The sequence below is a fragment of the Altericroceibacterium indicum genome (assembly GCF_009828105.1).
Lineage (GTDB): Bacteria > Pseudomonadota > Alphaproteobacteria > Sphingomonadales > Sphingomonadaceae > Altericroceibacterium > Altericroceibacterium indicum.
Map to the genome: position 1 here is coordinate 115231 of NZ_WTYQ01000003.1, position 25470 is coordinate 140700.

The 25470-nt window shown below is 56.4% G+C and carries 24 protein-coding genes and 1 tRNA gene; 7 read left to right on the forward strand and 18 right to left on the reverse strand.

What is annotated here, in order from left to right; translation table 11 throughout:
- The first annotated feature begins 18 nt into the window (after nt 1–18).
- Nucleotides 19–1671, forward strand: a complete 1653-nt coding sequence (locus GRI39_RS09015) for an aminotransferase class III-fold pyridoxal phosphate-dependent enzyme (RefSeq protein WP_160739391.1) — start codon at nt 19–21, stop codon at nt 1669–1671.
- Nucleotides 1672–1723: 52 nt separating this feature from the next.
- Here the strand turns inward: GRI39_RS09015 and GRI39_RS09020 are convergent, their stop codons facing one another.
- From GRI39_RS09020 to GRI39_RS09050, 7 genes are all read right to left on the reverse strand, one after another.
- Nucleotides 1724–2323: a hypothetical protein gene (locus tag GRI39_RS09020; RefSeq protein ID WP_160739392.1), complete on the reverse strand. Its 600-nt coding sequence runs from the start codon at nt 2321–2323 to the stop codon at nt 1724–1726.
- Between the two features lie 66 nt (nt 2324–2389).
- Nucleotides 2390–3028 carry a class I SAM-dependent methyltransferase gene (locus tag GRI39_RS09025; RefSeq protein WP_160739393.1) on the reverse strand — a complete coding sequence of 213 codons (639 nt, stop codon included), beginning with the start codon at nt 3026–3028 and terminating at the stop codon, nt 2390–2392.
- A 261-nt stretch (nt 3029–3289) separates the two neighbouring features.
- Nucleotides 3290–3365, reverse strand: a tRNA-Lys gene (locus GRI39_RS09030).
- The gene (gene folK, locus GRI39_RS09035) at nt 3321–3872 is read right to left on the reverse strand and encodes a 2-amino-4-hydroxy-6-hydroxymethyldihydropteridine diphosphokinase (RefSeq protein WP_160739717.1); all 552 of its coding nucleotides are present in this window, start codon (nt 3870–3872) and stop codon (nt 3321–3323) included. Before folK ends, GRI39_RS09030 begins: the two co-directional genes overlap by 45 nt.
- Entirely contained in the window at nt 3869–4723 is an 855-nt protein-coding gene (gene aguB, locus GRI39_RS09040) for an N-carbamoylputrescine amidase (RefSeq protein WP_160739394.1), read from the reverse strand. Before aguB ends, folK begins: the two co-directional genes overlap by 4 nt.
- Before the next feature lie 69 nt (nt 4724–4792).
- Nucleotides 4793–5962, reverse strand: coding sequence for a 5-demethoxyubiquinol-8 5-hydroxylase UbiM (ubiM, locus tag GRI39_RS09045; RefSeq protein ID WP_160739395.1), 1170 nt, complete (start codon nt 5960–5962; stop codon nt 4793–4795).
- Between the two features lie 80 nt (nt 5963–6042).
- A complete protein-coding gene (locus GRI39_RS09050) occupies nt 6043–6879 on the reverse strand; it encodes a class I SAM-dependent methyltransferase (RefSeq protein WP_246205003.1) in 837 nt (278 codons plus the stop codon).
- A gap of 119 nt (nt 6880–6998) precedes the next feature.
- Here GRI39_RS09050 and msrA point away from each other — a divergent pair, with 119 nt between their 5' ends.
- Nucleotides 6999–7538, forward strand: a complete 540-nt coding sequence (gene msrA, locus GRI39_RS09055; protein WP_160739396.1) for a peptide-methionine (S)-S-oxide reductase MsrA — start codon at nt 6999–7001, stop codon at nt 7536–7538.
- Nucleotides 7539–7583: 45 nt separating this feature from the next.
- On the opposite strand, the gene GRI39_RS09060 is transcribed toward msrA, so the two are convergent.
- Nucleotides 7584–8825: an RsmB/NOP family class I SAM-dependent RNA methyltransferase gene (locus tag GRI39_RS09060; protein ID WP_160739397.1), complete on the reverse strand. Its 1242-nt coding sequence runs from the start codon at nt 8823–8825 to the stop codon at nt 7584–7586.
- A 111-nt stretch (nt 8826–8936) separates the two neighbouring features.
- Between GRI39_RS09060 and GRI39_RS09065 the strand changes: the two genes are divergently transcribed.
- On the forward strand, nt 8937–9128 hold the full coding sequence (locus tag GRI39_RS09065; protein WP_160739398.1) for a DUF1674 domain-containing protein: 192 nt from the start codon (nt 8937–8939) through the stop codon (nt 9126–9128).
- Nucleotides 9129–9165: 37 nt separating this feature from the next.
- Here the strand turns inward: GRI39_RS09065 and hemH are convergent, their stop codons facing one another.
- Genes hemH through GRI39_RS09080 form a run of 3 tightly spaced genes read right to left on the reverse strand, consistent with a single transcriptional unit; the run spans nt 9166 to nt 13225 of the window.
- Nucleotides 9166–10188 carry a ferrochelatase gene (gene hemH, locus GRI39_RS09070; RefSeq protein WP_160739399.1) on the reverse strand — a complete coding sequence of 341 codons (1023 nt, stop codon included), beginning with the start codon at nt 10186–10188 and terminating at the stop codon, nt 9166–9168.
- Nucleotides 10185–12452, reverse strand: a complete 2268-nt coding sequence (locus GRI39_RS09075) for a xanthine dehydrogenase family protein molybdopterin-binding subunit (protein WP_160739400.1) — start codon at nt 12450–12452, stop codon at nt 10185–10187. The genes hemH and GRI39_RS09075 overlap by 4 nt, the downstream gene beginning before the upstream one ends.
- Nucleotides 12449–13225 (reverse strand): Mrp/NBP35 family ATP-binding protein, encoded by a 777-nt coding sequence (locus GRI39_RS09080; protein ID WP_246205038.1) that lies wholly within the window; start codon nt 13223–13225, stop codon nt 12449–12451. The genes GRI39_RS09075 and GRI39_RS09080 overlap by 4 nt, the downstream gene beginning before the upstream one ends.
- Before the next feature lie 291 nt (nt 13226–13516).
- On the opposite strand from GRI39_RS09080, the gene hflK reads away from it, so the two are divergent.
- From hflK to GRI39_RS09095, 3 genes are all read left to right on the forward strand, one after another.
- Nucleotides 13517–14725 (forward strand): protease modulator HflK, encoded by a 1209-nt coding sequence (gene hflK, locus GRI39_RS09085; protein ID WP_246205004.1) that lies wholly within the window; start codon nt 13517–13519, stop codon nt 14723–14725.
- 2 nt (nt 14726–14727) lie between these two features.
- Entirely contained in the window at nt 14728–15576 is an 849-nt protein-coding gene (hflC, locus tag GRI39_RS09090) for a protease modulator HflC (protein WP_160739402.1), read from the forward strand.
- Nucleotides 15577–15677: 101 nt separating this feature from the next.
- Nucleotides 15678–17207: a Do family serine endopeptidase gene (locus GRI39_RS09095; protein ID WP_211371526.1), complete on the forward strand. Its 1530-nt coding sequence runs from the start codon at nt 15678–15680 to the stop codon at nt 17205–17207.
- Nucleotides 17208–17412: 205 nt separating this feature from the next.
- Here the strand turns inward: GRI39_RS09095 and GRI39_RS09100 are convergent, their stop codons facing one another.
- The 7 genes from GRI39_RS09100 to GRI39_RS09130 form a co-directional block, all read right to left on the reverse strand.
- Nucleotides 17413–19644 carry a transglycosylase domain-containing protein gene (locus GRI39_RS09100; protein WP_160739403.1) on the reverse strand — a complete coding sequence of 744 codons (2232 nt, stop codon included), beginning with the start codon at nt 19642–19644 and terminating at the stop codon, nt 17413–17415.
- A gap of 108 nt (nt 19645–19752) precedes the next feature.
- Nucleotides 19753–20154: a peptide-methionine (R)-S-oxide reductase MsrB gene (gene msrB, locus GRI39_RS09105; RefSeq protein WP_160739404.1), complete on the reverse strand. Its 402-nt coding sequence runs from the start codon at nt 20152–20154 to the stop codon at nt 19753–19755.
- Between the two features lie 62 nt (nt 20155–20216).
- On the reverse strand, nt 20217–20888 hold the full coding sequence (locus GRI39_RS09110) for a glutathione S-transferase family protein (protein ID WP_160739405.1): 672 nt from the start codon (nt 20886–20888) through the stop codon (nt 20217–20219).
- Between the two features lie 59 nt (nt 20889–20947).
- Entirely contained in the window at nt 20948–21322 is a 375-nt protein-coding gene (locus GRI39_RS09115) for a hypothetical protein (protein WP_160739406.1), read from the reverse strand.
- Nucleotides 21323–21449: 127 nt separating this feature from the next.
- A complete protein-coding gene (locus GRI39_RS09120; protein ID WP_160739407.1) occupies nt 21450–22367 on the reverse strand; it encodes an SDR family NAD(P)-dependent oxidoreductase in 918 nt (305 codons plus the stop codon).
- An 11-nt stretch (nt 22368–22378) separates the two neighbouring features.
- On the reverse strand, nt 22379–22909 hold the full coding sequence (locus GRI39_RS09125) for a nuclear transport factor 2 family protein (protein ID WP_160739408.1): 531 nt from the start codon (nt 22907–22909) through the stop codon (nt 22379–22381).
- 36 nt (nt 22910–22945) lie between these two features.
- Entirely contained in the window at nt 22946–23854 is a 909-nt protein-coding gene (locus GRI39_RS09130; RefSeq protein WP_160739409.1) for an SDR family oxidoreductase, read from the reverse strand.
- Nucleotides 23855–24009: 155 nt separating this feature from the next.
- Between GRI39_RS09130 and GRI39_RS09135 the strand changes: the two genes are divergently transcribed.
- Complete coding sequence (locus tag GRI39_RS09135; protein WP_160739410.1) at nt 24010–25431, forward strand: MFS transporter; 1422 nt, start codon at nt 24010–24012, stop codon at nt 25429–25431.
- Nucleotides 25432–25470: the final 39 nt, after the last annotated feature.

The window sequence follows — 25470 nt, forward strand, 5'->3', positions numbered from 1 at the left end:
TCTGGAAGGGAACGGGGTGTGACGCGCAAAACAATAGCTTACTGGCTGGCCGGTAGCGCCGCTTTATTGGGCTTGAATAAGGCACGAAAAAGACTCCTTCTCTCGAAGGCCAAACATCGTTCGCTCACCGGCCATGTGCGGATGGCAAAACGGATGGCGGGCCAGATTCCCCATTATGAATTCAACTATCAGGAATTTTTCCGCGCTGATGTCGCGCCCGAAGCCATCGCACTCCAGCGTCAGAAGGGGCTGGAGGAACTTTCCGCACTCTATGCTAGGCGCTACCCCAAGAGCGTCAGCCTCGCCGCCGAAGCGCGTGAGGGCATACCCGATGTGGATTTCACCAGCCGTTACCGCGTGCCCTTTCCATTCAGCCCCATTATCCGCGAAAAGCTCGCCACCGGGGCGGCTTATGTGAAGTCCGATGGGGTGATGCTGACGGATCTAGACGGTAACCAGTTTTATGACCTCACAGGGTCCTATGGGGTTAATCTTCTCGGTACCGATGCCTATAAGCAATTAAGCGCAGACGGTATGGCCATGATGGGGGATATCGGGCCGCATCTCGGCGGATTGCACCCCGTCACCGTGGACAATATGCACCGGCTGAAAGCCATCTCTGGGCTCGATGCCGTATCTTTCCATATGTCTGGCACGGAAGCGGTGATGCAGGCTGTGCGGCTTGCGCGCTATCACACAGGCCGCAGCCATCTGGTGCGCTTTGCCGGGGCCTATCATGGCTGGTGGGGTGATGTGCAACCGGGAATCGGCAACCCCACCCCCGCAGACAATACTTACACGCTGGCCGATATGAGCGATGCCACATTGGAAGTGCTCGCCAGCCGCAACAATATCGCCTGCGTTCTGGTGAACCCCTTGCAGGCGATGCACCCCAACAGCTCCGCCCCCGGTGATTCTGCGCTGGTCGATAGCAGCAGGCGCGCTGAAGTGAATCGGCAGGCCTATACACGCTGGCTGCGCAAGCTGGCCACGACCTGCCGCCAGAACGGCATTGTGCTGATTGTGGATGAGGTCTTCACCGGCTTCCGCCTCGCCGAACGCGGAGCCTGTGAATATTTCGGCATTGCACCCGATATGGTGACCTATGGCAAAACGCTGGGTGGAGGCCTTCCTGTCGGCGTGGTGTGCGGACGGGCTGAATTGATGAAGCGCTATCGCGATGATCGTCCGGCTGACATTTGTTTTGCCCGCGGCACCTTCAATTCTCATCCCTATGTGATGGGCGCGATGAACGCCTTTCTGAAACATATGGAAAAGCCCGAGAGCAAAGCGCTCTACAACGGGATGGATGAGCTATGGAATGACCGCGCCGCATCTCTCAACGCCATGCTGGAGAAAGAAGGTCTCCCGCTCAGAATTGCCAATCTCGGCACGATCTGGACATGTTTTTACACCACGCCCTCGCGCTATAATTGGATGCTGCAATTTTATCTTCGGGCTGAAGGTCTGGCAATGAGCTGGGTGGGAACAGGCCGCTTCATCTTCAACCTCGCCTATAGTGCGGATGATTTCGCGGAAGTTGCCCGCCGCTTTATCGCAGCCGCCAAGGCGATGAAGAAAGATGGCTGGTGGTGGACCGACGGCCAGACCACCAACAAAGCGCTGAAGCGGCAGACGATGAAGGAAATGCTCCGCAGCCGCTTTAGCTGACAGGCAAGCACCCGGCACGTCCATGGATGCGCCGGGTGCTGGTTGGCTTTGATCAGCCGCGTGCTGGCCGCCAGGCAAGACCCCGGCGCAGCAATTCCAGCGGTGCGCGGAAATACAGCTTCATATCGTGGAACGGATCGGTGATGATCTTGGTTGCCCAGACCAGCCCGGTTTCCACATCGCGGATGATGAACAATTGCACCGTGCGGAAGATCAACCCGCCAATGCCCAGAACCAGCCACATCAGGCCGAGGTGCTGGAAGAACTCAATCGTCCCCTGATGCGGGGCAAAAATGCCAAACAATGTCGGGTCGATCAACAGCGGGACAGGGCTCAGCGCCCATAGCCCCATCAACACCACCTTGCGGGCCAGATTATAGCCCACTTTGACGTCTTCCTTATATTCATGGCTGACATCGTTCACATGGTCATAGCCGCGCGGTTCAAAGAAGAAATGCCCTGCCTGACGGCTGGTCATGGCCACACCCCACGCCAGAAGCGCGGCCAAAGCCGGATCGCTCCAGACAATGACATAGGCCACTACGAAGGTCATCGCGCTGATGAAGTGGAGGCTCTGATTGATGATACTATGGTGGTAAAAACGATGATCATCCCAGCGTTGCTCGCGCAGATGCTCGCGAAAACGGCCCATGATGAACTCCTCGAATGGTTTCGGCCGCGAATAGATCGGCCTATGACTTTTGGGATGCGCGGAAATTCAGGCCGGCATCTTACGGTAACGAATCAGCGAAAAATGCCCCAGCGGCGGGAGCGGGCGATTATCCATCAACCGGATACCCGGCTGGGTGGCGGCCCAGGCTTCATAGCGGCTCCACGGAAACTCCGTCCGCCAGCCAAGCTTGCTGGTAACGGGCATCAGAGCCTTTTCAATATTGCCGCGCACGCCCTTGCTGGCCCCGATCCGTGTGGTGATGACAATATCACCGCCGGGCCGGACAACGCGGGCAAATTCATTGAGCGCCTGTTCCGGGTTAGGCACCGCCGTAACGACATATTGCGCCACCACAACATCGAAGCTGTTATCTGGAAAGCTGAGGTTTTCAGCATCCATCACAGAGATCTGTTCAACATTGCTGAGGCCAAAGCGCTTTACCCGCTGGCGTGCTTTTTCCAGCATAGCATCGGCGATATCGACCCCCACCAACTGATTGGCGCGGCTATATTGCGGCAGGGATATCCCGGTTCCCACGCCCACTTCCAGAATGCGCCCACCGACTTCTTCAGCGGCATCAATGGACTGGCGACGACCAGTCTTGAAAACGCCGCCAAACACGAGATCGTAAATCGGCGCCCAGCGGTCATAAGCCGTAGCAACACCAGCCGTCTTCATTTCCATTATGCAATACCCGTCCAAGCCAAGCCAAAATCCGACCGTCTGGAATGCATTGCCGCACCAGACGATTTCCCAAGTGATCGAATATTCCCGGCCAGTTCCCCATGAGGAAAAGACCCATTCAAAGACCTATAGGCGCGGTTTTTGAAACGGATTGGTCGCTTTGGTGACAGTTCGTTTAAACTGCGATGTGCATCTTATGACCGCGATACAACAAAGCCCGCCAAAAGGCGGGCTTGATGCGTGATGTTATGTCACGAAGGGTGGTGAGCCCTGCTGGATTCGAACCAGCGACCTACTGATTAAAAGTCAGTTGCTCTACCGACTGAGCTAAGGGCCCGACCACGCGGTGCTCCCTAGGGAGGGGATGCGGCTTGGTCAAGCGGGCATGAAGCTGTTTTAGTGTAAAATTTGTGACAGGGTCCTTCCAAAGCGGTGCCAGAACGCTCGCCGGAGCGGTTACAAAGGGCCTTTCGCGGAACAGAACATGCGGAATTGTCAGCGTAGAAGAGGCGTAATTTCCACCGCTCCAGAGGATAATATCGAGGTCCAAAGTGCGCGAACGCCAACGCTGGCCACGATTATCGCGACCATGGGCGCTTTCGATTCGCTTGAGCGTGGCGAGCATATCCTCTGGCGCTTCGTCACTCCGCACCAACACCGCGCCATTGGCATAGCGACGCAGGGACGGGCCCACGGGTGCGCTGCTGAGAATCGGAGCGACATCCAGCACGTCCATTCCGGCCCGCGCCAGACAGTCCGGCACATTGTCCAAAATCTGGCGGGGCGACCCGATACGGTGGTGCCGCTGGTTAGACCCCAGGGCAAGAAGATAGATGTGGCTCAAATATCCTCGCTTATCCGCCCATAAAGCTGCGGCCGGCGATCACGGAAAAAGCCCATGCCTGCACGGTGTTTTGCCGCCTGCGCAAGGTCAAGCGTCGCCACAAGGACCCCCGTTTCCTCAGCACCATATTGCGCGAGATAATCGCCCCACTCATCGGTGATGAAACTATGGCCGTAAAAGCTCTGCCCGCCTGCTTCCTGCCCGATGCGGTTGGCGGCAATCACCGGCATACAATTGGAAACGGCATGGCCAATCATCGCGCGGCGCCACATTCGACTGGTGTCCAGATCCGCGTCATAAGGTTCAGACCCGATCGCAGTGGGGTAGAGCAGCAATTCAGCCCCCTTCAAAGCCATCACACGGGCGCATTCGGGATACCATTGGTCCCAACAGATCCCGACACCAATCCGCGTGCCAAAAACATCCCAGACCTTGAACCCATCATTGCCGGGACGGAAATAATATTTCTCCTCATACCCCGGCCCGTCCGGAATGTGGCTTTTGCGATAGGTGCCCATAATGTTCCCATCGCTGCCGATCATGGCCAGCGTGTTATAATAATGGTGCCCATCGCGTTCAAAAAAGCTCGTGGGGATCGCCACATTGAGCTTGCCTGCCAGTGCCTGCATCGCCTTCACGGAAGGATGTTCTGCGGTTGGCCGGGCCAGCGCGAAAAGCTCTTCCTCCTCCACCCGGCAGAAATAGGGGCCGGAAAACAATTCCGGCGGCAGGACGATTTGCGCACCTTGCGCCGCAGCCTGTTCAACCAGAGCGGAGACAGCAGCGATATTTTCCTGCTCATCATCGCTTCCAAGCGGAAGCTGCAGGGCAGCAACAGTAATTTTAGCCATGCGCCCTTTTATGAAGCGCGCAGTGCGCTGTCCATCGTTCCCGCAGCCTAAAAGATACGCATCATGCCATTATCGCGCCATCAGCCGGGCGCGGATCGTGCTTTGAACCAGTGGCATTTTATGAGCAACGCGCAAGGCGACATGGCGAATGACACGCGACGACGGCGCCTCATGTGTGAACAGCCGCACCAGTGCATTCGTACCGCGATAGAGCGGTGCCGAATCTCGCCTGTGGGCAGTTTCATAGGCTGTGAGCACTCTGCGGCCAGCGATATCCTGCCCTTTGCGTGCTGCATCAAGAACCGCCTTTGCCAGCAAGTCCTGCCCGCTCAACCCCAGATTGAAGCCATGCGCTGTGACCGGGTGCATCCCCACCGAAGCGTCACCGATCAGGGCCGCGCGATCCGCCGCGAAATGATGCGACCATGTTGTCGCCAGCGGGTAGAGGTGACGAGTGCCGACGAGCTCCATCTGCCCCAGCCGCCCCTTATACCGGCGTGTTACCTCGGCGTTGAATGCAGCTTCACCCAACTGCATCAAACTTTCAGCCTGCCCCATCGGGAGAGTGATTACCGCTGAGGAGTTGTTACCCTGCAATGGCAACATAGCCATGGTTTGATGATGATCGAACCATTCAGTGGCAACGGCATCATGGGGCTTAGCGTGCTGCATCCGGGCCACCAGCATTCCACGGCCAAGGCGATTGATCTCAGCAGCAATTCCCAATTGCTCCCGTACCCAGGAGAAGCGCGAATCGGCCCCCACCAGCAATTTTGCCGTAATCGCCCGGCCGTCTGCCAGCTTAACCACCACATCACTGCTTGATCGCTCAATCGATACGACTGATGCACCGGTCAGCAGTTCAACATTCTGCTGCTTCTGCGCGCAGCGAAAGAGTGCCCGGCGGATTTCATGATTGCAAACCAGCGCCCCTAAGGCATCTGCCCCGGTTTGCCCGGTATCAAAGTTCAACGCGAAAGAGGAATTGCCGTTCAGCACCCTGGCTTTGCGCAGCGGTGCAATGGCCTCATCGGGCAGCAAGTCCCATGCCCCCAGATCATGCAACAAAGATTGGGAATGATGCGTCAGCGCAATTTCACGCCCATCATATTTGGGGTCGGCAATATCGTCATAAGATTGGCGATCAATCAAGCAAACCGAAAGCCCACTTCCCGCAACCGTACTCGCAAAAGCGAGACCAGCAGGGCCAGCACCAATAATGACGATATCGCAATCCATGAATGGAAACTCCTTTGCGCCGCTATGGACGACAGAGGTGTTCCCATCTTTGCGACGGATCAATCCTTATGCGGATTCGATCATGGCCGTTTGCGGAACAGCAAAGTCATCCGGTCACTTTCACCAATCGCGGCAATGGCTGCCCGGTCTGCATCGGACACTCCACTAAAGCCAGGGGGCAAAGTCCAGACACCGCCGGGATAATTGGCCATATCTTTGGGATTGGCATTGATCTCGCTGGAATCGACCAGATCGAAACCATTGGCCTGAAACAACGCGATCACGTCCTCTTCGCGCATATATCCTTTGCTGCCATCGGTATAATCTGCCGAAGCGTCCGGCTTGGCCCGGTGCTGCACCACGCCGACCAGACCATCATCCTTGAGGAATTTGCGCGCGGCAGCCAGTGTCGGCCGCAGCGAGTCTCCCCGAAACATATTGTGAATCTCGCGGAAGATGAGCAGGCGATCGACTGTGCCATTCCATTCTTCTGGAATCGAACCAACATTCGCACCGAGCACTTTGGCACCTTGATCACCGACCCATCCGGCGGCCTGTTCCGGCATCCGCTGGGCCGTATCGCGCATGGTGGCCGCATAGCCGGTAGCATCGGGCGCAACTTCAGGATTAAGGCCGATGTAAGTGCCGTCTTTCCCGAGATAAGGCACCAAAACGCGGGTATACCAACCACTTGATGGCATGAAATCCACCACGATCATTCCCGGCTCTACCTGAAAGAATGACAGAGTTTCTTCCGGATGACGAAAGGAATCACGAGCCGAATCTTTGGCCCGAAAATCCTGTGATAGCACCTGCGCAAGCTCGGGATTGCCAGACTTTTGATGGTCGTCTGCCATACCCGGCATGGCCCATAACAGGCCGCTCACAGCTATCGCTGTCATAAAAATTCTACGCAAAGTGCCCCTCCTCCTTGGAATGTGTGCGATGAAGACTATCCTTTAGGGCAAGTAAGACAAGCGCGTTTCGGTCCTCAACTGATGGTCCGAATTGACAAAACCTCGAAAGGAGGCAGGAAATGAGCGAGACGCAAACAGCCATTCTGGCAGGCGGATGTTTCTGGTGCACAGAAGCGGTTTTCAACGATGTGGTTGGTGTGGAAAAGGTCGAGAGCGGCTATATTGGCGGCGCGGTTGAGAACCCAACTTATAAGCAGGTCTGCGAAGGCACGACCGGTCATGCAGAAGCCATCAAGGTCAGCTTCGACCCCAGCGTGATTTCCTACGCGGATCTACTGGATATTTTCTTCGGCACCCATGACCCGACGCAACTGAACCGTCAGGGCAATGATGTAGGCACGCAGTATCGATCTGCTATTTTCCCGATTGATCCGGAACAGCATGAAGAAGCGATTGCAGCCATCGGGCGCGCTAATGTCGATCACAACGATCAGGTTGTGACCACGCTGGAATCACCCGGCGTATGGTATCCAGCCGAGGATTATCATCAGGAATATTGGGAAGGCGAAGGGCAGCGGAACCCTTATTGTCAGGCCGTGATTCCTCCTAAACTGCAAAAGCTGCGGAAGAGCTTTCAGGCTCGCGCCAAGTCTGCCTGAACCAATGTGGCGGGGGCCATTTCAGCCCCCGCTGATTGACCTGTTTTATACGGCGCGGCGGAACCGGGCGATGAAGAAGCCATCAAGCCCGCCAGCTTCGGCGTGCATTCCGGGATGGGTCTGTATGTGATTGCCAGAACAGGCGCCTGCCAGACTTTCGGGGCATTCATCGGCCGAGATAGGATCAGGCGTGAGAGCGGCAGGGAAATTCTGCTTTACCCCTTCTTCCTCTTCCAAAGAACACACGGCATAGACAAATTGCCCATCCGGCTTCAGCCATGTTGAAGCGCGCTGGAGCAAATCTTCCTGCAGATCAGCCATTTCATCAATTTGCCGCGAACCAATCCGATGCAGAACATCGGGATGGCGGCGGCATGTGCCTGTAGCTGTGCAAGGCGCATCAAGCAGGATGGTATCGAACTGCCCTTCCGGCTGCCATTCCAGCGCATCGGCGACGATGACCTCAGCGGCAAGCCCTGTCCGTTCGGTATTTTCACGCAGGCGCTCAAGCCGTTTGTCGCTAATATCAAGCGCCGTCACTTTCCAGCCAGCTGCAGCAAGCTGAAGAGTTTTGCCGCCCGGTGCTGCGCAAAGATCGAGCACGGTCCGGCCTTCGCCTGCACCCAGCAAGCGCGCGGGCAGACTGGCCGCGAGATCCTGCACCCACCATTCACCCTCGGCATAGCCGGGCAATTCGCTGATCGTCGCCCCACGCGCCAGCCGTACATGCCCACGTGCAAGGCTGATACCACCGAGCTTTTCAGTCCATTGCGCAGTTTCTTCCGGATTGCGCAATGTGAGATCAACGGCCGGAGGAACGGCAAGACCTCTGGCGATATCTTCACCACGCTCACCCCAGCGCATCATTACGCGATCAGGCAAGGTTGGGACTTCTGGCAGCTTCACTTCCTGCCGCACCAGTGTTGAGAACACACCATGCGCCAATTTGCGCGGGCCACCTTGCAGCAGTGGTAGGCCGGTAGCGATCACCGCATGGGGTGGGGTGTCCAGCTGAAGCCATTGCACCAGCATAATCCGCAAGACCATGCGGGCCTTGGCATCGTCAGGCAAATTCTTGCGCGTGGCCGAATCGATCAGCGCATCAAGATCGACCATATAACGCAGCGCATCGCCAGCAATCGCCCGCGCCAGAGCGCGATCAGCGAAATGATCGAGCCCCTTGGTGGAAGAAGACATCGCCTGATCCAGAGTCTCTCCACGGCGGAGGACGGCATCAAGCAGGCGCATGGCTGCGCGGCGGGCAGGAAATCCGGGTGTTTCGGGCATCCGGGTGCCATAGAACAAGTGACAGAAAAGTGGGAAACGCTTTTTTCACCAGCAAAGCCCCAAAACAGCCAGCGATTGCATCATGATGCGCCCATGCCCATTATAGAGCCTATGAGCAGCGAAACATCTTCCAACCCGAAATCATCGCGTGATTTCAAGAAGCCCGATTACTGGACGAATGATCCAGTACCGCAGCCCGCTGCGCCAAAGCCGCAGACCGAAGCCGCAGATGGGGACCACGATGGGGTCAGCCCAACCCGCTATGGCGATTGGGTAAAAGACGGAATCGCGATAGATTTCTGATTGAGTTGGTGGCGGCAAGTGCGCCGGACTAATCCGTTCAGATCCAGCCAGCCAGTTCGCGCCGCATCAGCATTTCCAGCATATCCATGCCAGCCTCCCCGGTGTTGAGACAGGATAGGGTGGCAAATTGCTCCCCACCTGCTTCCATAAACTGCTCTTGTCCCCGAATCGCCAGTTCCTCCAGCGTTTCAAGGCAATCTGCCGAAAAGCCCGGAGCGGCAATCGCCACCCGCTTGGTGCCTTTGCGCGCTTCTTCTTCCAGCACCACATCAGTCGCCGGTTCCAGCCATTTGGCGCTGCCAAAGCGAGACTGAAAGCTCGTTTCAATCCGCAAGCCCGGCCCCACGAGAGCGTCTGACAAAAGGCGCGCGGTTTTTCGGCAATGGCAATGATAGGGATCGCCCAGTTCCAAGGTGCGCTGCGGCATTCCGTGGAAGCTCAGCAGGAGCAATTCCGGCTGGAAAGTCAGGGCATCCAACTGGCGGCCCAGATCCTTGGCTAGCGCATCAATATAGGCCGGATCATCATAATAAGGCGGCAAGGTCCGCAAGGCAGGCTGCCAGCGCATCGCTTTTAACGTATCAGCGACCTTATCCACCACAGTGGCATTGGTCGCACCGGAATATTGCGGATAGAGAGGGGCCAGCACAATCCGCTCACACCCGGCCTCCATCATTTCTGCCAGCCGCGAGGGGATCGACGGATTGCCATAACGCATGGCAAAGCTGACCTGAACGCCATCCCCCAAGCGCTGTTGCAAACCGGCTGCCTGATCCTCCGTAATCACGGCGAGAGGTGATCCGCGATCGGTCCAGACCTGTTGATAGGCATGGGCCGATTTCTTCGGTCGTATATTCAGCACAATCCCGCGCAGAATCGGCTGCCACGCAATCGCTGGAAGCTCCACCACTCGCCGATCAGAGAGAAATTCGCGCAAGTAACGCTTTACGGCTGCTGGTGTAGGCGCATCCGGTGTTCCCAGATTGACCAACAGCAGCCCAACTTTTCCGGTCGTGACGGGCGGATGATCTGCTGGCAGATTTTGCGATTGGTAAGTCATACTTCCCCTGTGTGCAGCGGCAGGCGGCGCAAGCGCAGGCCGGTTGCCGAATAAAGCGCATTGGCCAAAGCCGGAGCGACCGGCGCAACGGAAAGTTCCCCCGGATCGAATGGGTCAGCATCGCTGGCAATCAGTTCAATCTGAATTTCTGGCGTGCCAGAAAGCGTCGGCAAAGCAAAATCTGCGAGCCGCCCATTGGTCGGCAGGCCCCGTTCATAGCCGGTGGCAGACCCCAGAGCGAGGCCAAGACCATATATCAACCCGCCTTCAATCTGTTGCAAGGCAATGTCGCGATTGATGATTCTGCCAATATCCACCGCAGCAGACATGCGCTTCACATCAAGCCCACCTTCCCCGATCTGAACATCAGCGACAAGCGCGATACGCCCGCCGGTTTCCAGTGTGCCCATGTGATGGCAGGCAAGCCCCTGCCCGCTATTATCGCCGCCGCCGCCCCAGCCCCCAAGGCGAGCCGCACGTTGCAGACATTCCGCAAGGCGCGGATCTTCGCCCAACATCTGCATCCGGAATGACAGCGGCTCACGCCGGGAAAGAGCCGCCACTTCATCGATCAGGCTTTCCATAAAGAAAGCGGTATAGCCATGGGCGTTGCCGCGCAGCCTGCCAGTTGGAAGGCCAATCGATGCAGGCACATGATCGACCGCAACATTGGGAATGGCATAGGCCGGGGTCAGGCCTTCCAGCGCCATCGGATCAGCGACACCTGCCACCTCTGCCATGGCGTCCCAATCTGTCCGGTCATCAAACAGTCTGGCACCAAATTCACGGACAGTCGCGGGAAGTGCCGCACGGGCCAGAAGAGTCTTGATCGCTCCCTCTGCATCCAACTTCACGCTCATCTGCGCGGCAACGGGTGCTCTTGGGTGCAGGGTTAGCTGTTCCTGCCAGCGCGACCATGTAAGCTGCACCGGACGGCCCGTTTCGCGCGCGATCAGGGCCACTTCAACGGCATGTGCATAATCAAGCCGCCGGTCAAAACTGCCGCCAGCAGGCATGGGATAAAGCACCACATCAGCGGGCGACATACCTAATGCCTTTGCCGCAGCACGCCGTGCATGATCCGGGGCCTGCGTCGCGATCCATAGTTCCAGCTTGCCATCCAGTAACCGCGCGGTGGCACTGGCCGTTTCAATCGTGCCATGCACAGCGGGCGCAACATCATAGCGAAAAGACAAGGACGGTTCGCCAAGGCTCTCATCCCCTTCGCCGCGCGTGTAGATGCGCTGCGCTGTGCCTTGCTTCACAGCCTGATCCAGCGTCCGTTCAATCCGGCCACTGTCAATGGGATTGGGAACTGTGAATCGCGGAGCCATCTGGTCCAGCGCCTTTTCCGCGGCCCACCAACTGTTCGCCACGGCCGCCAGCCAGCGATTGCCCTGCACCACACCGACTAAACCTGACCGACCCGCCGCATCTTTGATGTCAAAGGAAGACAATTGCGCCTCTGTCACCGGACCATGTCGGATTGCAGCAAAGACCAGATCCGGCACACGAATGTCTCCTGCGAACAGGAAACTTCCATCCACTTTGGAAGGCAAATCCAATCGTGGAAAAGCAGTGCGTTCTTCCAATTCCAGCGGATCGCTGGGATCGCTCGGCGCTTCAGCGCGCAAGGGTGGGGGATTGGGCGGCGCAATGGCCGCAGCCTCTTCGGCCAGTTCTGCAAAGCTCAGGCGCTTGTCTCCATGCAGGATGAAACCGCCGCGCGCTTCGCATTCCAGCCAGTCAACATCCCAACGCTTGGCCGCTGCCTTAGTGAGCATTGCGCGGCTGAGTGCTGCAGCTTCACGGCAGGGCATTTCATAGGCTGGCAAAGACATACCATCGGCAGTGACAGAGAAGCGGGTTTGTTCAGCCCAGCGACGTACCAGCCAATCATCGGGTTCATCCGTCAGTGCTGCAATGGGCGGCCGCCACAGCGGTGACCAGCGCGCCGCCAGTGCCAGATTGGGGTAGGCCCCGCTGATCGGGGCCGGCTCCACCGCGATTTGCCGCCAGTCTGCCCCCAGTTCCATTGCCACGATCTGCGCCAGAAGTGTGGTGATGCCCTGCCCCATTTCGATCTGCGGAATAGCGACGGTCACCACACCATCGCTCGCAATTTTCAGCCAGGCGTCAAAACTATATTCGTCCCGGCCAGCAGGTAGTGGCGGGTCATAATGGCGTGGCACAAAGCTCCACGCCACCAGCAGGCCGCCGCCCACGGCGGCGCCCGCCAGAAGACCACGCCGCGTCAGGCTCATCCGTGTGAGCCTTTCGCCTTGAGCCAATCACTCACCTTGCGGGCAATCCCGGCAAAAGCCTGCCCCTGTGGCGTATCCCCTGCAGCAAGCGGCTGCCCGGTATCGCTGGAAACACGAATTTCCATGGCCAGTGGAATGCGGCCAAGGAAGGTCTCTTCCAATTGCCCGGCGGCGGCCTGTGCCCCGCCCGTCCCGAAAGGATCGCTGATTTCGCCACAATGCGGGCACATATAGCCCGCCATATTCTCAACCAGGCCAATGATGGGAACATGGGCCTGCCGGAACAGGTCCATCGCGCGTGCGGCATCAATCAATGAAAGATCCTGCGGGGTGGAGACCACCACTGCGCCATCTGGCTTGAACTTCTGGATCATGGTGAGCTGGATATCGCCAGTGCCAGGCGGCAGATCAATCAGGAGAAGCTCCGTATCGCCCCAATCGGCTTCCATCATCTGCGTCAAAGCGCCGCCAGTCATCGGCCCGCGCCATGCAATTGCCTTGCCCGGTTCAATCATGTGGCCGGTAGAAAGCAGCTTCACGCCAAATTCGCTATCGACCGCAATCAACTGCTTGTCTCGCGCTTTCGGCTTCTGCCCCGAAGGGTCCAGCAAAGTGGGCTGCGACGGGCCATAAATATCCGCATCGACAACACCGACCTTATATCCGGCCCTTGCCAGCGACACTGCAAGGTTGGCGGTCAGCGTAGATTTACCGACGCCGCCCTTGCCTGAACCCACAGCGATAATAGGGCGCTTTACCTTATCCGCCATCATCGCCACGCGAACCTCGCTCACGCCCTCGGCACCTTCCAGCGCTCCCCGCAGGTCAGCTTCGAGCGCTTCTGCTTGTGGCCGCGCGAGGCCGGTTGCATCCATGACCAGAGTGGCCACACCTTCGCTCAATTTGGCGGAACGCACCCTTGCAGAAATAGCGTCAGGAAGCTGGTTCTTGATTGTATTTTCACTCGTCATACCAGCCCTGCTAGCGGTTTCGCTTGAGCCATGCAGCGAAAACTTGGTCCACCGCCCCTGTTTTTCCTCCATTATGTGCCTATAACAGACTGCATGAATATTCTGGGTGGGATCATCGGACGGATCGGATTGGCAATGGCCGATAAAAACAGCCCTTGGGGGAAGCCCTCCAAGAGCGGCAATGATGGCGAGAGCAACGGCGGAAAGCCAATGGGTGACAAGGATGACAGCGAGGGCGGCAATGACGCACCTCCGCCGCGCGGACCACGCAACCCCTGGCTCCCTGACGGCAATTCCACGCCTGAACGCCCGCGTCGTAAAGCAAGTATTGAAGACATTTTCAAAGGCAAAGGCCCTGAAGGCCCACGTCGCAGCGGTGGTGGAGGGGGTGGCCCCACATTCCATATGCCCACCCGCCCCGGCGGCAAAAGCTGGGTGCCTTTCATCGTTGCCGCGGTCATTCTTGTGTGGATTTTATTCAGTTCGTTCCATCAGGTTGGCCCACGTCAACAGGGCATCGTCTCCACTTTCGGGCGATATTCGCACACTATTGATTCCGGTATTTCGCTGACTGCACCATGGCCGATTCAGAAAGTCGATATCACTGATGTAACTTCCATCCGCCGCGAGAACATTCCGGAAAGCGGCAATGAGAAGCTGATGCTGACGGCGGATCAGAATCTGGTGGATCTGTCCTACCTCATTCGGTGGAACATCAAGGATCTCAAGCAATATCGATACCAACTCGCAGAACCGGAAGAAACCGTGCGCGAAGTGGGTGAGGCCGCCATGCGTGCATCGGTGGCCGAACATGATCTTGATCGGGTTTTATCCGGCTCAGGCCGTGCAGAAATTGAACAGCGCGTGCGCGACCGGATGCAGGACATTCTTGATGCCTACCGTTCCGGCATTGCTGTGCAGGGTATTGAAATCGAGAAGACCGATCCGCCAGCGCGCGTAGTGGACGCCTTCAAGGCAGTTTCGGCTGCTCAACAAGCCGCCCAGACAGACATCAACCGTTCTCGTGCCTGGGCTCAGCAACTTCTCGCGCAAGCGGAAGGTGACGCTGCTTCCTTTGACAAGGTTTATGCCGAATATCGCCTTGCGCCTGAAGTGACCCGTCGGCGGATGTATTATGAAACCATGGAGAAGGTGCTGGCCAATACGGATAAGACGATCATCGAAGCAGATGGTGTTGTACCCTATCTCCCACTTCCAGAGACGCGCAAACGCAAAGCTGACATCACAGTCTCTGCACCTTCAACCCCCGCGAAACCAGCGACCACCACAGGAGGCCAGTAATCATGGAACAGATCTGGCACAAATATAAGGTCCTGATTATCGGCGCAGTGGTGGCCATCGCGATTGCAATGTCCTGTTTCATCGTGGTTCCGGAAACGCAGCAAGCCGTTATCATTCGCGCAGGTGATCCGGTCCGGGTAGCCAACCGCTTCCGCCCGGATACCCAATTTGGCAAAACCGGCGCAGGCATCATCTTCCGCATCCCGCTCCTCGAACGGGTCGTTCGGATCGATAAGCGCGTGCTTGATTTGGATATGGACCGCCAGCAGGTTCTATCGAATGACCAGCAGCGTCTTGATGTTGATGCTTATGCGCGCTTCCGCATCATTGATCCGATCCGCATGGTGAAAACTGCAGGGACCGAAAGTCGGGTTGCTGAACAGCTCAAACCCATCCTGACATCCGTTCTTCGGCAGGAACTGGGGCGCCGCGCCTTCAGTTCACTGCTCACCGCCGAACGCGGCGATGCCATGAAGACCATTCGGGATAATCTCGACAGGCAGGCTCGCCAATATGGTGCGCAGGTGATCGACGTGCGCATCAAACGTGCTGATCTTCCCGATGGCACACCCCTCGAATCCGCTTTCACCCGCATGGAAACGGATCGTGAAGAAGAAGCGGCCACCATCCGTGCTCAAGGCCGTAAGAATGCGCAGATCATTCGTGCAGAAGCCGAAGCACAAGCATCGGCAACCTATGCGAAGGCTTTTGGCAAAGATCCGGACTTCTACGATTTTTACCGTGCCATGCAGAGCTATACCACGACCTTTGGCAGCGGATCGGGTGAAAGCCAGATCATTCTTTCGCCAGATAATGAGTATCTTAGGCAATTTCGTGGCCGAAAGCGCTGATCATTCAAATCGTATTCAGGCCGAATAGGCTGCAATAGAGCAGTATCCGAATTGGCGTTTTTCAGCGCCTCAGCTGAAAGGAAATAAAGGACGTGAAGCCCATGCGTTATTCTTATGGCATCACATCAGCCCTGCTCGCCGGCGGGGCTGCCATCTCGCTCATCACCGGTTATCCGGCAGGAGCTCAGGTCGCACAAAATGACGCGGCCCATATGGAGCATGTCACACCCCGAGCGGGCGCCCCGTCCAGCTTCGCCGATCTTACGGAACAATTGCAGCCAGCGGTGGTGAATATTGCCACCAAGCAGCGCATTACTGTCAACAACAACCCCTTTGCAGGCACGCCTTTCGCTGAAATGTTCGGCAACCGTGGCCGCCCGACAACGCGTGAAGCACAATCGCTGGGTTCCGGCTTCATCGTCTCGGCAGATGGCTATGTGGTGACCAACAACCACGTGATCGCAGCCGAAGGCGGCGGTGAAGTGGAAGAAATCACCGTCAGCACAACAGACGGCACCGAATATCCCGCCGAACTGGTAGGCCGCGACGCCGATTCCGACCTCGCAGTGCTCAAGATCAAGAGCGACAAGCCGTTCAAATTTGTGAAATTTGGCGACTCCGCTCATGCCCGGGTGGGCGATTGGGTGATCGCTATCGGCAACCCTTTCGGCCTGGGCGGCACGGTGACGGCCGGGATTATTTCCGCTGTATACCGCAACACCGGTCAGCTTGGCGCCTACGATCGCTACATTCAGACTGATGCCAGTATCAATCGCGGGAACTCCGGCGGTCCGCTGTTCGATATGGAAGGCAATGTGATCGGCATTAACAATGCGATCTATTCCCCATCGGGCGGTAGCGTCGGCATTGGTTTTGCCATCCCGGCAGAAATCGCATCACCCATCGTCGATAAGTTGATCGCTGGCGAAGAAATCAAACGCGGTTACCTTGGCGTTTTGATCGGCCCGGTTTCTGAAGATATGGCAGAAGCTCTGGGTATCCCCGAGAACCACGGGGAATTCGTCCAGTCCGTCACCTCAGATGGCCCTGCAGAAAAGGCGGGGCTCCAGCCTGGTGACGTGGTGATGAAGGTGGATGGCAAGGATGTCACTCCCGACCAGTCACTGTCCTATCTTGTTGCCAATATTGAACCAGGCAAGCGCGTACCGGTAGAGATCAATCGCAACGGCAAGCGCCAGAGCATTACGATCACAGTTGGGGAACGCCCGAGCCAGGAAGAATTGGCCAAGCAGACATTTGACCCGGACAGTCAAAATCTTGACTCTCAACAAGGTCAGTCTGCTGGGCCAGGTGTCATCGAAAACGCTCTTGGTTTACAGGCAATCCCGCTCAACGCACAAATCGCGCGTCAATTGGGTGCCAGCCCTGATACAAAGGGTGTTGTGGTCACCGCTGTAGACCCAAGCTCGGATGCAGCCCAGAAGGGCTTACAGCGTGGTGATATTCTCCTCACCGCCAATTATCAGCGCATCGCAAGCGTTGAGGACCTGGAAAAAGTCGTCAAGGCTGCTCAGGCAGAAGGCCGTGAAGCCGTTCTTCTACGTGTTCAGCGTCGTGGCCAGCAGGCGGCCTTTGTTCCGGTTCGCCTGAATGCACCTGACAAGAAATAACACTATCTTCGGCCTTCCTCCCGTTTAGTGGGGAAGGCCTTCAGGAATGAGAACACCGGCAAGAGTGGAATGCTCTTGCTGGTGTTTTTGTATGTCCTGAATGAATAGAAAAGCAGAGGTCAGCAGTCGCAGTCAAAACCTGCAACTGGGCACGTCCTCCTTTTACATAAAAGCGCGGCAATCTGAATGATTGCCGCGCTCTATCTCAATTATGGATAATCACACCTTCAGGAGGAGGATCACGGCGTGTAGGCTTTGTGCTCATCTGCTCAGCCGGTGTCGTCGTGCTTCGCTGCTGCGGTTTGCGTTGCTGCGGCTGTGGTGAGGAGCCAGTGCTCCCACCTGTCGCCCGCTCAAGGAAATCATCACTCGCCGCCTGCGGGGCAGAATCGTCAGAACCGCTGCGCCCGCCGGTTTGTGGCTGTGGTGTCTGATCGCCAGGGAGGGGGTCCTGCCTGTCACCCGGCGGCAATTCATCCTTCTTGGATTTGCCATTAGGTTCAACCAGATTACCCTGATCATCGATGAAGTAATATTCGTCCGGATTGCCGTAGAAATACTCGTCATCAGGCTCAAGCTGCCACTGCGGAAGCTGCAGATCTGTATCGAACTGCTCAACCGGGCGATCCTTGACAGCATAGCGCATATAGGAGGCAAAGGCTCTCGCAGGTGCCGTGCCGCCATACAGGCCAGCCACTGGCTTTGCATCATCTCGTCCCATCCATACCGCAGTCGTGATGCCGCTTGAGAAGCCAACGAACCAACCATCCTTGCTGGAATTCGTTGTGCCAGTCTTGCCAGCGACCGGGCGGCCGATCTGCGCGGCACGGCCCGTGCCTGTCGCAACAGCGCTCTGCAACAGGTCAGTCATCCCGGCGGCTACATAGTCAGGCACCAATTGATGGCCCCGCTGAGGTTCACGGCGATAGAGAACCCGCCCCTTGGATGTTTCGACACGGGTGATGCCGTAAGGCTCAACCGATTCACCTCCGTCAGAAATCTCCGCGAAGGCGCGCGCCATGTCGATCACACGTACTTCTGAAGTGCCAAGCACCATCGAAGGGTAGGTCGAGATTGGGGTGGTAATCCCCATCCGGCGCGCCATTGAGGCAACAGTATTAAACCCTACATCCTCACCGATCTGGGCAGCCACGGTATTCTTGGAATAAGCAAAGGCTGAACGCACATCGATCTCACCTGCATAGGTGCCACCTGAATTATGCGGGCTCCAATTGCCAATGGTGGTGGGCTTGTCGACCACCCTGTCATCTGGCGTGTAACCTGCTTCAAGTGCGGCGAGATAGACAAACAATTTCCATGCCGAACCGGGTTGGCGCATCGCGCTGACCGCACGGTTGTAATTGCTTTTCACGTAATCCGTGCCGCCCACCATGGCCAGCACTGCGCCATCACGGTCCAGGCTGACAAGGGCGCCTTGCGCACCTTTGGGGGCATGGCTCTTGACCGCGTTGATCGCAGCTCCCTGCATCCCAACATCAATGGTTGTCCAGACCTGAATTGGCTCATTCGAATCGCTGTCTGACAACAGTGTGTCGAGCTGAGGAAGAGCCCAGTCGGTGAAGTAACGGATCGAATTGCCGCCCTCATCCTTCTTCAGCTTCACGGCTGAGACGTTAACGGAGGCCGCTTCATCCGCGCCCAGAGCACCATATTTGCGCATCTGGGCCAGCACGACTTTAGCACGTTCAACAGCGGCATTAACGTCAGCAGAAGGTGCGTAACGCGATGGCGCTTTCACCAGCCCGGCAATAATGGCCGCTTCGCCAACGGATAGGTGGCGTGCCGAGTGGCTGAAGAACTTCCGGCTCGCAGCATCAATGCCGTAAGCCCCGCCGCCGAAATACACCTTGTTAAGATATAGTTCGAGGATCTGTTCCTTCGAGAACTTCGCTTCAAGTGCCATAGCCAGCACTGCTTCGCGCAATTTGCGATCCATTGACCGGTTGGAGTTGAGGAAGATATTACGCGCAAGCTGCTGGGTGATCGTCGAGGTAGCCGAGGTACGGTGATCATCGCGAATGGAAACCCAAACCGCTCTCATCAGACCGAGTGGATCGACACCAAAATGCGAATAGAACCGGCGATCTTCCACCGAAACCATCGCATCCTTCATCACCTGAGGGATTTCATCAGAAGAGAGCCATTCGCCATAGCTCGGTCCCAAAGAGACGATCTCTGTGCCGTCACGGGCGCGCATCACAATGGTCTGCCCGCTCTGGCTATTCATCAAAGATGAATAGCTCGGCAGACTGCGCTCTGCAAAATAGACTGCGGTGCCGAGCGCCAAAGCGCCCAACACACCAATGATAAGACCTGCAACAAAAAGCCGCTTGAACCATCTGCCGATGAAACCGCTTGGCGCTTTATGATCTGGTGCTTTTTTCGAAGTGCGAGAATCCCGCCGACTTCCTGCCATATGGCCAATTCAACCTTGTATCCCCGACGCTGGAAAATGCGTCATATGTCCGTCCCTACTGTGCATAGGGCAAATGTAACCCAGCGTTAACGGGGAAAACAGCTTAGGTCATTCTTCTTCCGGCTTGAAATCAAGGGCTGCACTGTTGATGCAATAGCGAAGCCCGGTCGGAGCAGGGCCATCCGGGAACACATGGCCCAGATGCCCGGCGCATTTTGCGCAGCGTGCTTCGGTTCGGATCATGCCATGGCTCATATCGCGATGTTCGATGACCGCACTTTCTTCTGCCGGACGAACAAAGCTGGGCCAACCGGAACCGCTGTCATACTTGTCATCGGATTCGAACAGCACAGTCCCACAACCGGCACAAACATATTCGCCAGCCGCTTTATTCGATTCATACTTACCCGTGAAAGCGCGTTCAGTCCCGCCTTCGCGCAACACCTGATATTGCTGAGGGTCGAGCCGTTCGCGCCATTCTTCGTTACTCAGGTTGAGCTTGTCGGACATCTGTTATCTCCTTTACCGGCCATATGGGGAGCATAGACGCTCAGTCCAATGGCCTGCAAAGTTCAAGCATTCACATCAGAATAATGGCGCGGAGGGGGAAGGCCTTCCATTTTGTCGAGCAGCAAAGGCCGGAAACTGGGGCGGCTTTTCATCACCCGGTACCAGCCGTGAGCACCTTCATGTCCGCGCCAGTCCACACCACCGAGATAATCAACAACGGAAATCTGTGCCGCCGCCGCGAAATCAGCAAGACTCAACTGCGCGCCGGCCAGCCAACGACGGTTATCAATCAGCCAATCCATGTAATCGAGATGTTCATGCAGCAGCCTGATCGTTTCACGCAGCAGGCCCGAATCGGGAGCCGCGCGATAGATGATCCGCTTCTTCATCTTCTCTTGCAGAATGGGGTTTGTGACATCGGCAAAAAAACTCTCATCAAACAGAGCTGTCAGCCGGCGAATTTCTGCCCGATTGGCTGCGGTGCCAAGGATCAGCGGCGTCTTGTCGACGGTTTCTTCAAAATATTCGCAGATGGCCTGACTATCGATCAGAACCACGTCTTTTTCTGAATGCCGCAGCACCGGTGTCTTGCCCGTCGGATTCAGCGCGAAGAATTCCTCGCGCCCCTCCCACGGATTTTCCCGCAAAAGATCATAGGCGATGCCTTTTTCACCCAAGGCCAGCCGAACCTTGCGGCTGAACGGACACAAAGGGAAATGATAGAGCTGCCACATAGTGAAATGCTATTGCCGCAAGCCAAGCGTGACGTCCACTCTCACCGAGCAAATTGCGTTCAAAGTCCAGTGCTTTCGAGAGACAGTAAGCATGGCGGCATCGCTTCGTCGAGCTTACCCGGCTTGGCCAGTTCCACCATCTGGGCACGTAAAAGATCGACAATACCCGCACGGTCAAGACCAGTGTGATCCATCACTTCCGCCATAGCGCGCACGAAATATTCGCGCCCCCTTTCATTGAGAGGCGGGTAATTTTTCGCATCAGCGTCATTATCGTCCTGCTGGCTAGAGACCATCGCGAAGGCCGCAGAACAGCGCATCAAAGTGCTATCTTGCAGAGTAAGCTTGCTCTTCGCTTCTCCCTGCTGAGCGGAGGCAGGTGTCGCTATCACAATGCAGAGCGAGGCGGTGAGTGCCGTATAAAACTTGATCATAGCGCATAGCTCTAGCTCTTTCGCCTGAGCAGGTCGTGAACAATTTAACATGCAACATGCTGAAACCGCGCAAGTGTAGAGAGCCGGCACCTGCTGAAGGCGCCGGCTCTCTCGGAGATTGTCAGGCTTATTTCAACGCCCGTGCTTTGGCGCGTGTTTCAGCAAAGCTGTTCCGCCGCATATTTTCAAAGCCGATCCGCTTTTCGTAACCGGGATCTTCAGGATAATCGTGGAAGTCTTCAAGCACTTCTTCTGCCAGTTCGCGCACTTCATCCTTATGTTCAGGGTGCGGGAAGATGTGCATCTGATTATTGCGGATGCCTTCCAGAATCCGCTCCCCGATCACATCGGGCTCCATGCCGAATTCATGCAAGCCAGCGAGCCGTTCAACAGCCTTTTCATCAACCGCTTGCATCTCGCCCTTAAGCGCTTCCGGGCGGACATCATCGCTGGCGTAGATGTGGCTCTTCACCAGACCGGGGCATACCATCGAGACACCAATACCATATTTCGCCATTGAATAGCGCAACGAATAGGATAGGCCGCGAACAGCAAATTTTGCCGTGTTGTAAATTCCCGGCACAGGGCCAGCGATAAAGGCTGCCATGGATGCGGTGTTGACAATCTGACCACCCTTCACTTCACCTGACAAAGCGCGATCCTTCATCCGGGGAGCAAAGGTGGCGACACCGTTGATAACGCCGTTCAGGTTGACCCCCATAACCCAATCCCAATCATCATAGGAACTGTCTTCAATGGTCTGGAAAAGATTGATCCCGGCATTGTTGAACAGCATGGAGACCGGGCCAAATTCAGCTTCCACCTTATCGGCAGCAGCCTTGTAACCTGCCCGGTCCGCCACATCGAGCTGGACACCCATGACTTCGCGATTGTCGAGCGAAGCCAGCGCCTTATCGATTGCATCCTGCCGAATATCGGCAATAGCGACCTTTACACCTGCATTGAGCAGGTTGCGGACAATGCCAATTCCAACGCCATTGGCACCGCCAGTAACAAAGGCCGTGCGGCCTTCAAAATCCTTCATGATCCTATCCCTTATTTATGTGCGACGAGAGCCGCTTGATCCATGGCCAGCACCGGATTTTCTTTTGAGGATTCACGGCCCGGCAGAAATTCGTTGAGGATACGGCGCTTGGAAAATTTCCATGCTCCATCCACCTTCACCAATTCGTCCTCATAGAGTCCGAACGTGCCCATCTTGAGAGTTTTGCCTGGGCCATCATTGGCCATTTCGTACCAGAAAGCCCGAGTCCAGGCGCGTTCGCCTTCAATCCGGATAGTAGTCTGCGCCAGCACATGACGAAGCACGGCGGGATTGCCGTCTTCATCTTTGTAACGCTCCCCAATCACCTTTTTAAAACCGGTGACAGTCTCCAGAATATTGGCTTTGCCGTAGGCGGTGCCTCGGGCGTATTCGAATTCAGCATCATCCGTGAACATCTCGATAAATGTGTCGAGATCATTCCAATCCAGCGCGAAGAGATAGCGCGCCATTAAATCTTCAATTTCGGCGCGATCCCTAGCGTAAGCATCATCGTAGTTTTGCGAAATAGCGTTAGCAGTCATTACGGTAACTCCGGTGGAAAATAAGCGTTGGGCGAATCAGGGCCGGAGCTTTTCCTGCCGTTCTGTTTCCTCAGCGTGGACCGGGTTACGGAACAGCATGGAGAAGGTTTGCTTATATTCCGGATTTTCGGGCAAATGCCGGGGCACAGATGCAACCATGGCATCGGCCCGATCCTTCACCCCTTCATAAAATTCCGCATGGGTGAGGATGAACAGTTCATCGTTCAAAATGCCCTGCAACACACGCTCGCCCACTTCTTCCTTGGTTTGGAACAGGTGCATGAAATCGCCAGCCATCTGACGGCCGCGATCGCTCTGCGCATAACCAGTGTCGGCATATTTTTCCGGCCGTGTCTTGCCCGCTTCGGCGATGTTGGACTGCACAGCACCAGGACAGAAGGCAGAACAGATCACACCGCGCCCCTGTAATTCAGAGCGCATGGTCTCCATCAGAGCCACCACCGCAGCCTTGCCCGTGGTGTAAGTTGCCGCACCGCCATGCGGCATCATGCCAGACATGGAGGCGGTTGAAACAATATGCCCACCCTCACCATGCGCCAGAATACGCGGCAGAATCGTCACGATCCCATTGATCGTTCCGCCCAGGTTTACCCCAAGGGTCCAGTCCCAATCGCCATAGGATGCCAGTTCAACCGGCCCCAGCGCCGCAACGCCTGCATTGTTGACCAGAATGTGAATTTTGCCGAACTTTGCTTCCGTAGCATCCGCAGCCTTAGCGTAAGCTTCCCGATCTGTAACATCGAGTTTAAGCGGCAGAATATTCTCCCCGCCATTCAGTTCAGCCACTGCCTCTTCGAGATGATCATCTCGGATATCGGCAATCGCTACTTTCATTCCCTGCCCCAGCAGAGCCTTGGCGATGCCAAGCCCGATTCCACTGGCACCGCCCGTAATAAAGGCGGTTTTACCGTTCAGTTCTTGCATGTTTCTCACTCTCCCTTATGCCCTAACACATAGGCTGCGTTGCGGACCTAATCAATTTTTGCTTCGCCTTTTTGTATTCACCACATACAATTTGGCCAAGTGGAATCACTAAGGCTTCCAAAAAGAGAAGCCAGACTTTGGAGAGGATAGCGATAATGGCGATAGCGCCGAGCACACCTGTGGTGCATTCCGACTCGGAAGACCCCGAAACCGGTAAAGCTGCGATACCCTGGCCATCCGAGAAGGCCGGCTTCTATGCCCTTTTCGTGATCATCTTTGCGACATTCCTGTCGTTCTTCGATCAAACTGTTTTCGCCATGCTGGCTGAGCGAATCAAAGTCAGCTTTGGGCTTAGCGATACAGCGCTGGGCTTTCTGCTCGGCCCGGCGACAGTGCTTGCCTATGTGTTTGTTGGCATTCCGTTGGCTCGCCTGGTCGATATTTTCCCGCGCAAATATGTGCTGGGTGGCGGCATCGCGGTTATCGGCGCCATCACCGCACTGGGCGGATTGGCGCAAAACTTCGCGCAATTTATCGGAACACGCCTGTTCGTAGGTGCCAGCGGTTCAGCCCATGGTCCGGGCTCCTATTCCATGCTGACCGATTATTTCCGACCTTTGCGAATTCCTCTTGTTTTTGCGCTTATGCAGTTAGGCTTTATTCTGGGCCAAACTGTTGGGACATGGGGCGGTGGCCAGCTTATTGGCTGGACCTCAACATGGCCCGAGACCAGCGAGTTTCTTGGCCTCACCATCTTTAACTGGCAATATATCCTGCTCATGATCGGTGCACCGGGCCTGCTCGTGGCAGTGCTGTTTATGTTCGTGAAGGAACCGCCCCGCCGCACCAGACCGGATGTTGAAAAACTTGTCCCGGCAGACGCGTCGCTGGGCCGCAAAATCCTGTCATTCACAGGCATTGATGCCATCCGCGCCATCAATATGCGGGGCAGAGCCTATTATCCTCTCTTCATTGCCCTGGCACTTGCAGCAGTCGAAAGTCAGGGGATCAGCGCATGGCGTGTGCCTTTCGTTCTGCGGACCTATGGTTGGGACGAATCACAGATCGGCAATATTCTTGCGCCAATGCTGTTGGCTGCGATGCTGCTGGGAATCGCGTTTGGCGGTGCCTTTGTGACCTGGCTTGGCAAACGCTATAAGGATGCGAATATCCGTGCGGCAGCGATCCTCTTCACTGGCACGACCATTGTTTCCATTGCTGCGCCTTTGATGCCGACTGCAGAGCTGGCACTGGGCTGCATGGCCCTTGCCGCAATGTTCGGCCTCGCTGGGGCTGTACCGCAGAATGCGGCCATTCAGCGCATTGCACCTAACGAGATGCGCGGTCAGGTTACGGCCGTCTACCTGTTCATGTTCACCTTCTTCGGGGCGATGGGTAGCTTTGTAATCGGCTTTATCTCTGACATCCTCAATCACCTTCCGGGTGCAACCGGCGCATTGTGGGAAGCGATTTTCATCACAGCAGCGATCTTCATGCCTACTGCAACCTTCTTCATGTTCCGCGGCATCAAGCCTTACCGTGACGAAGTGGAGAGGCTCGAAGCAATGGGCCTCTAAACCAAAATCTAGAGTGTCATCTGTCAGGAAGATGGCACT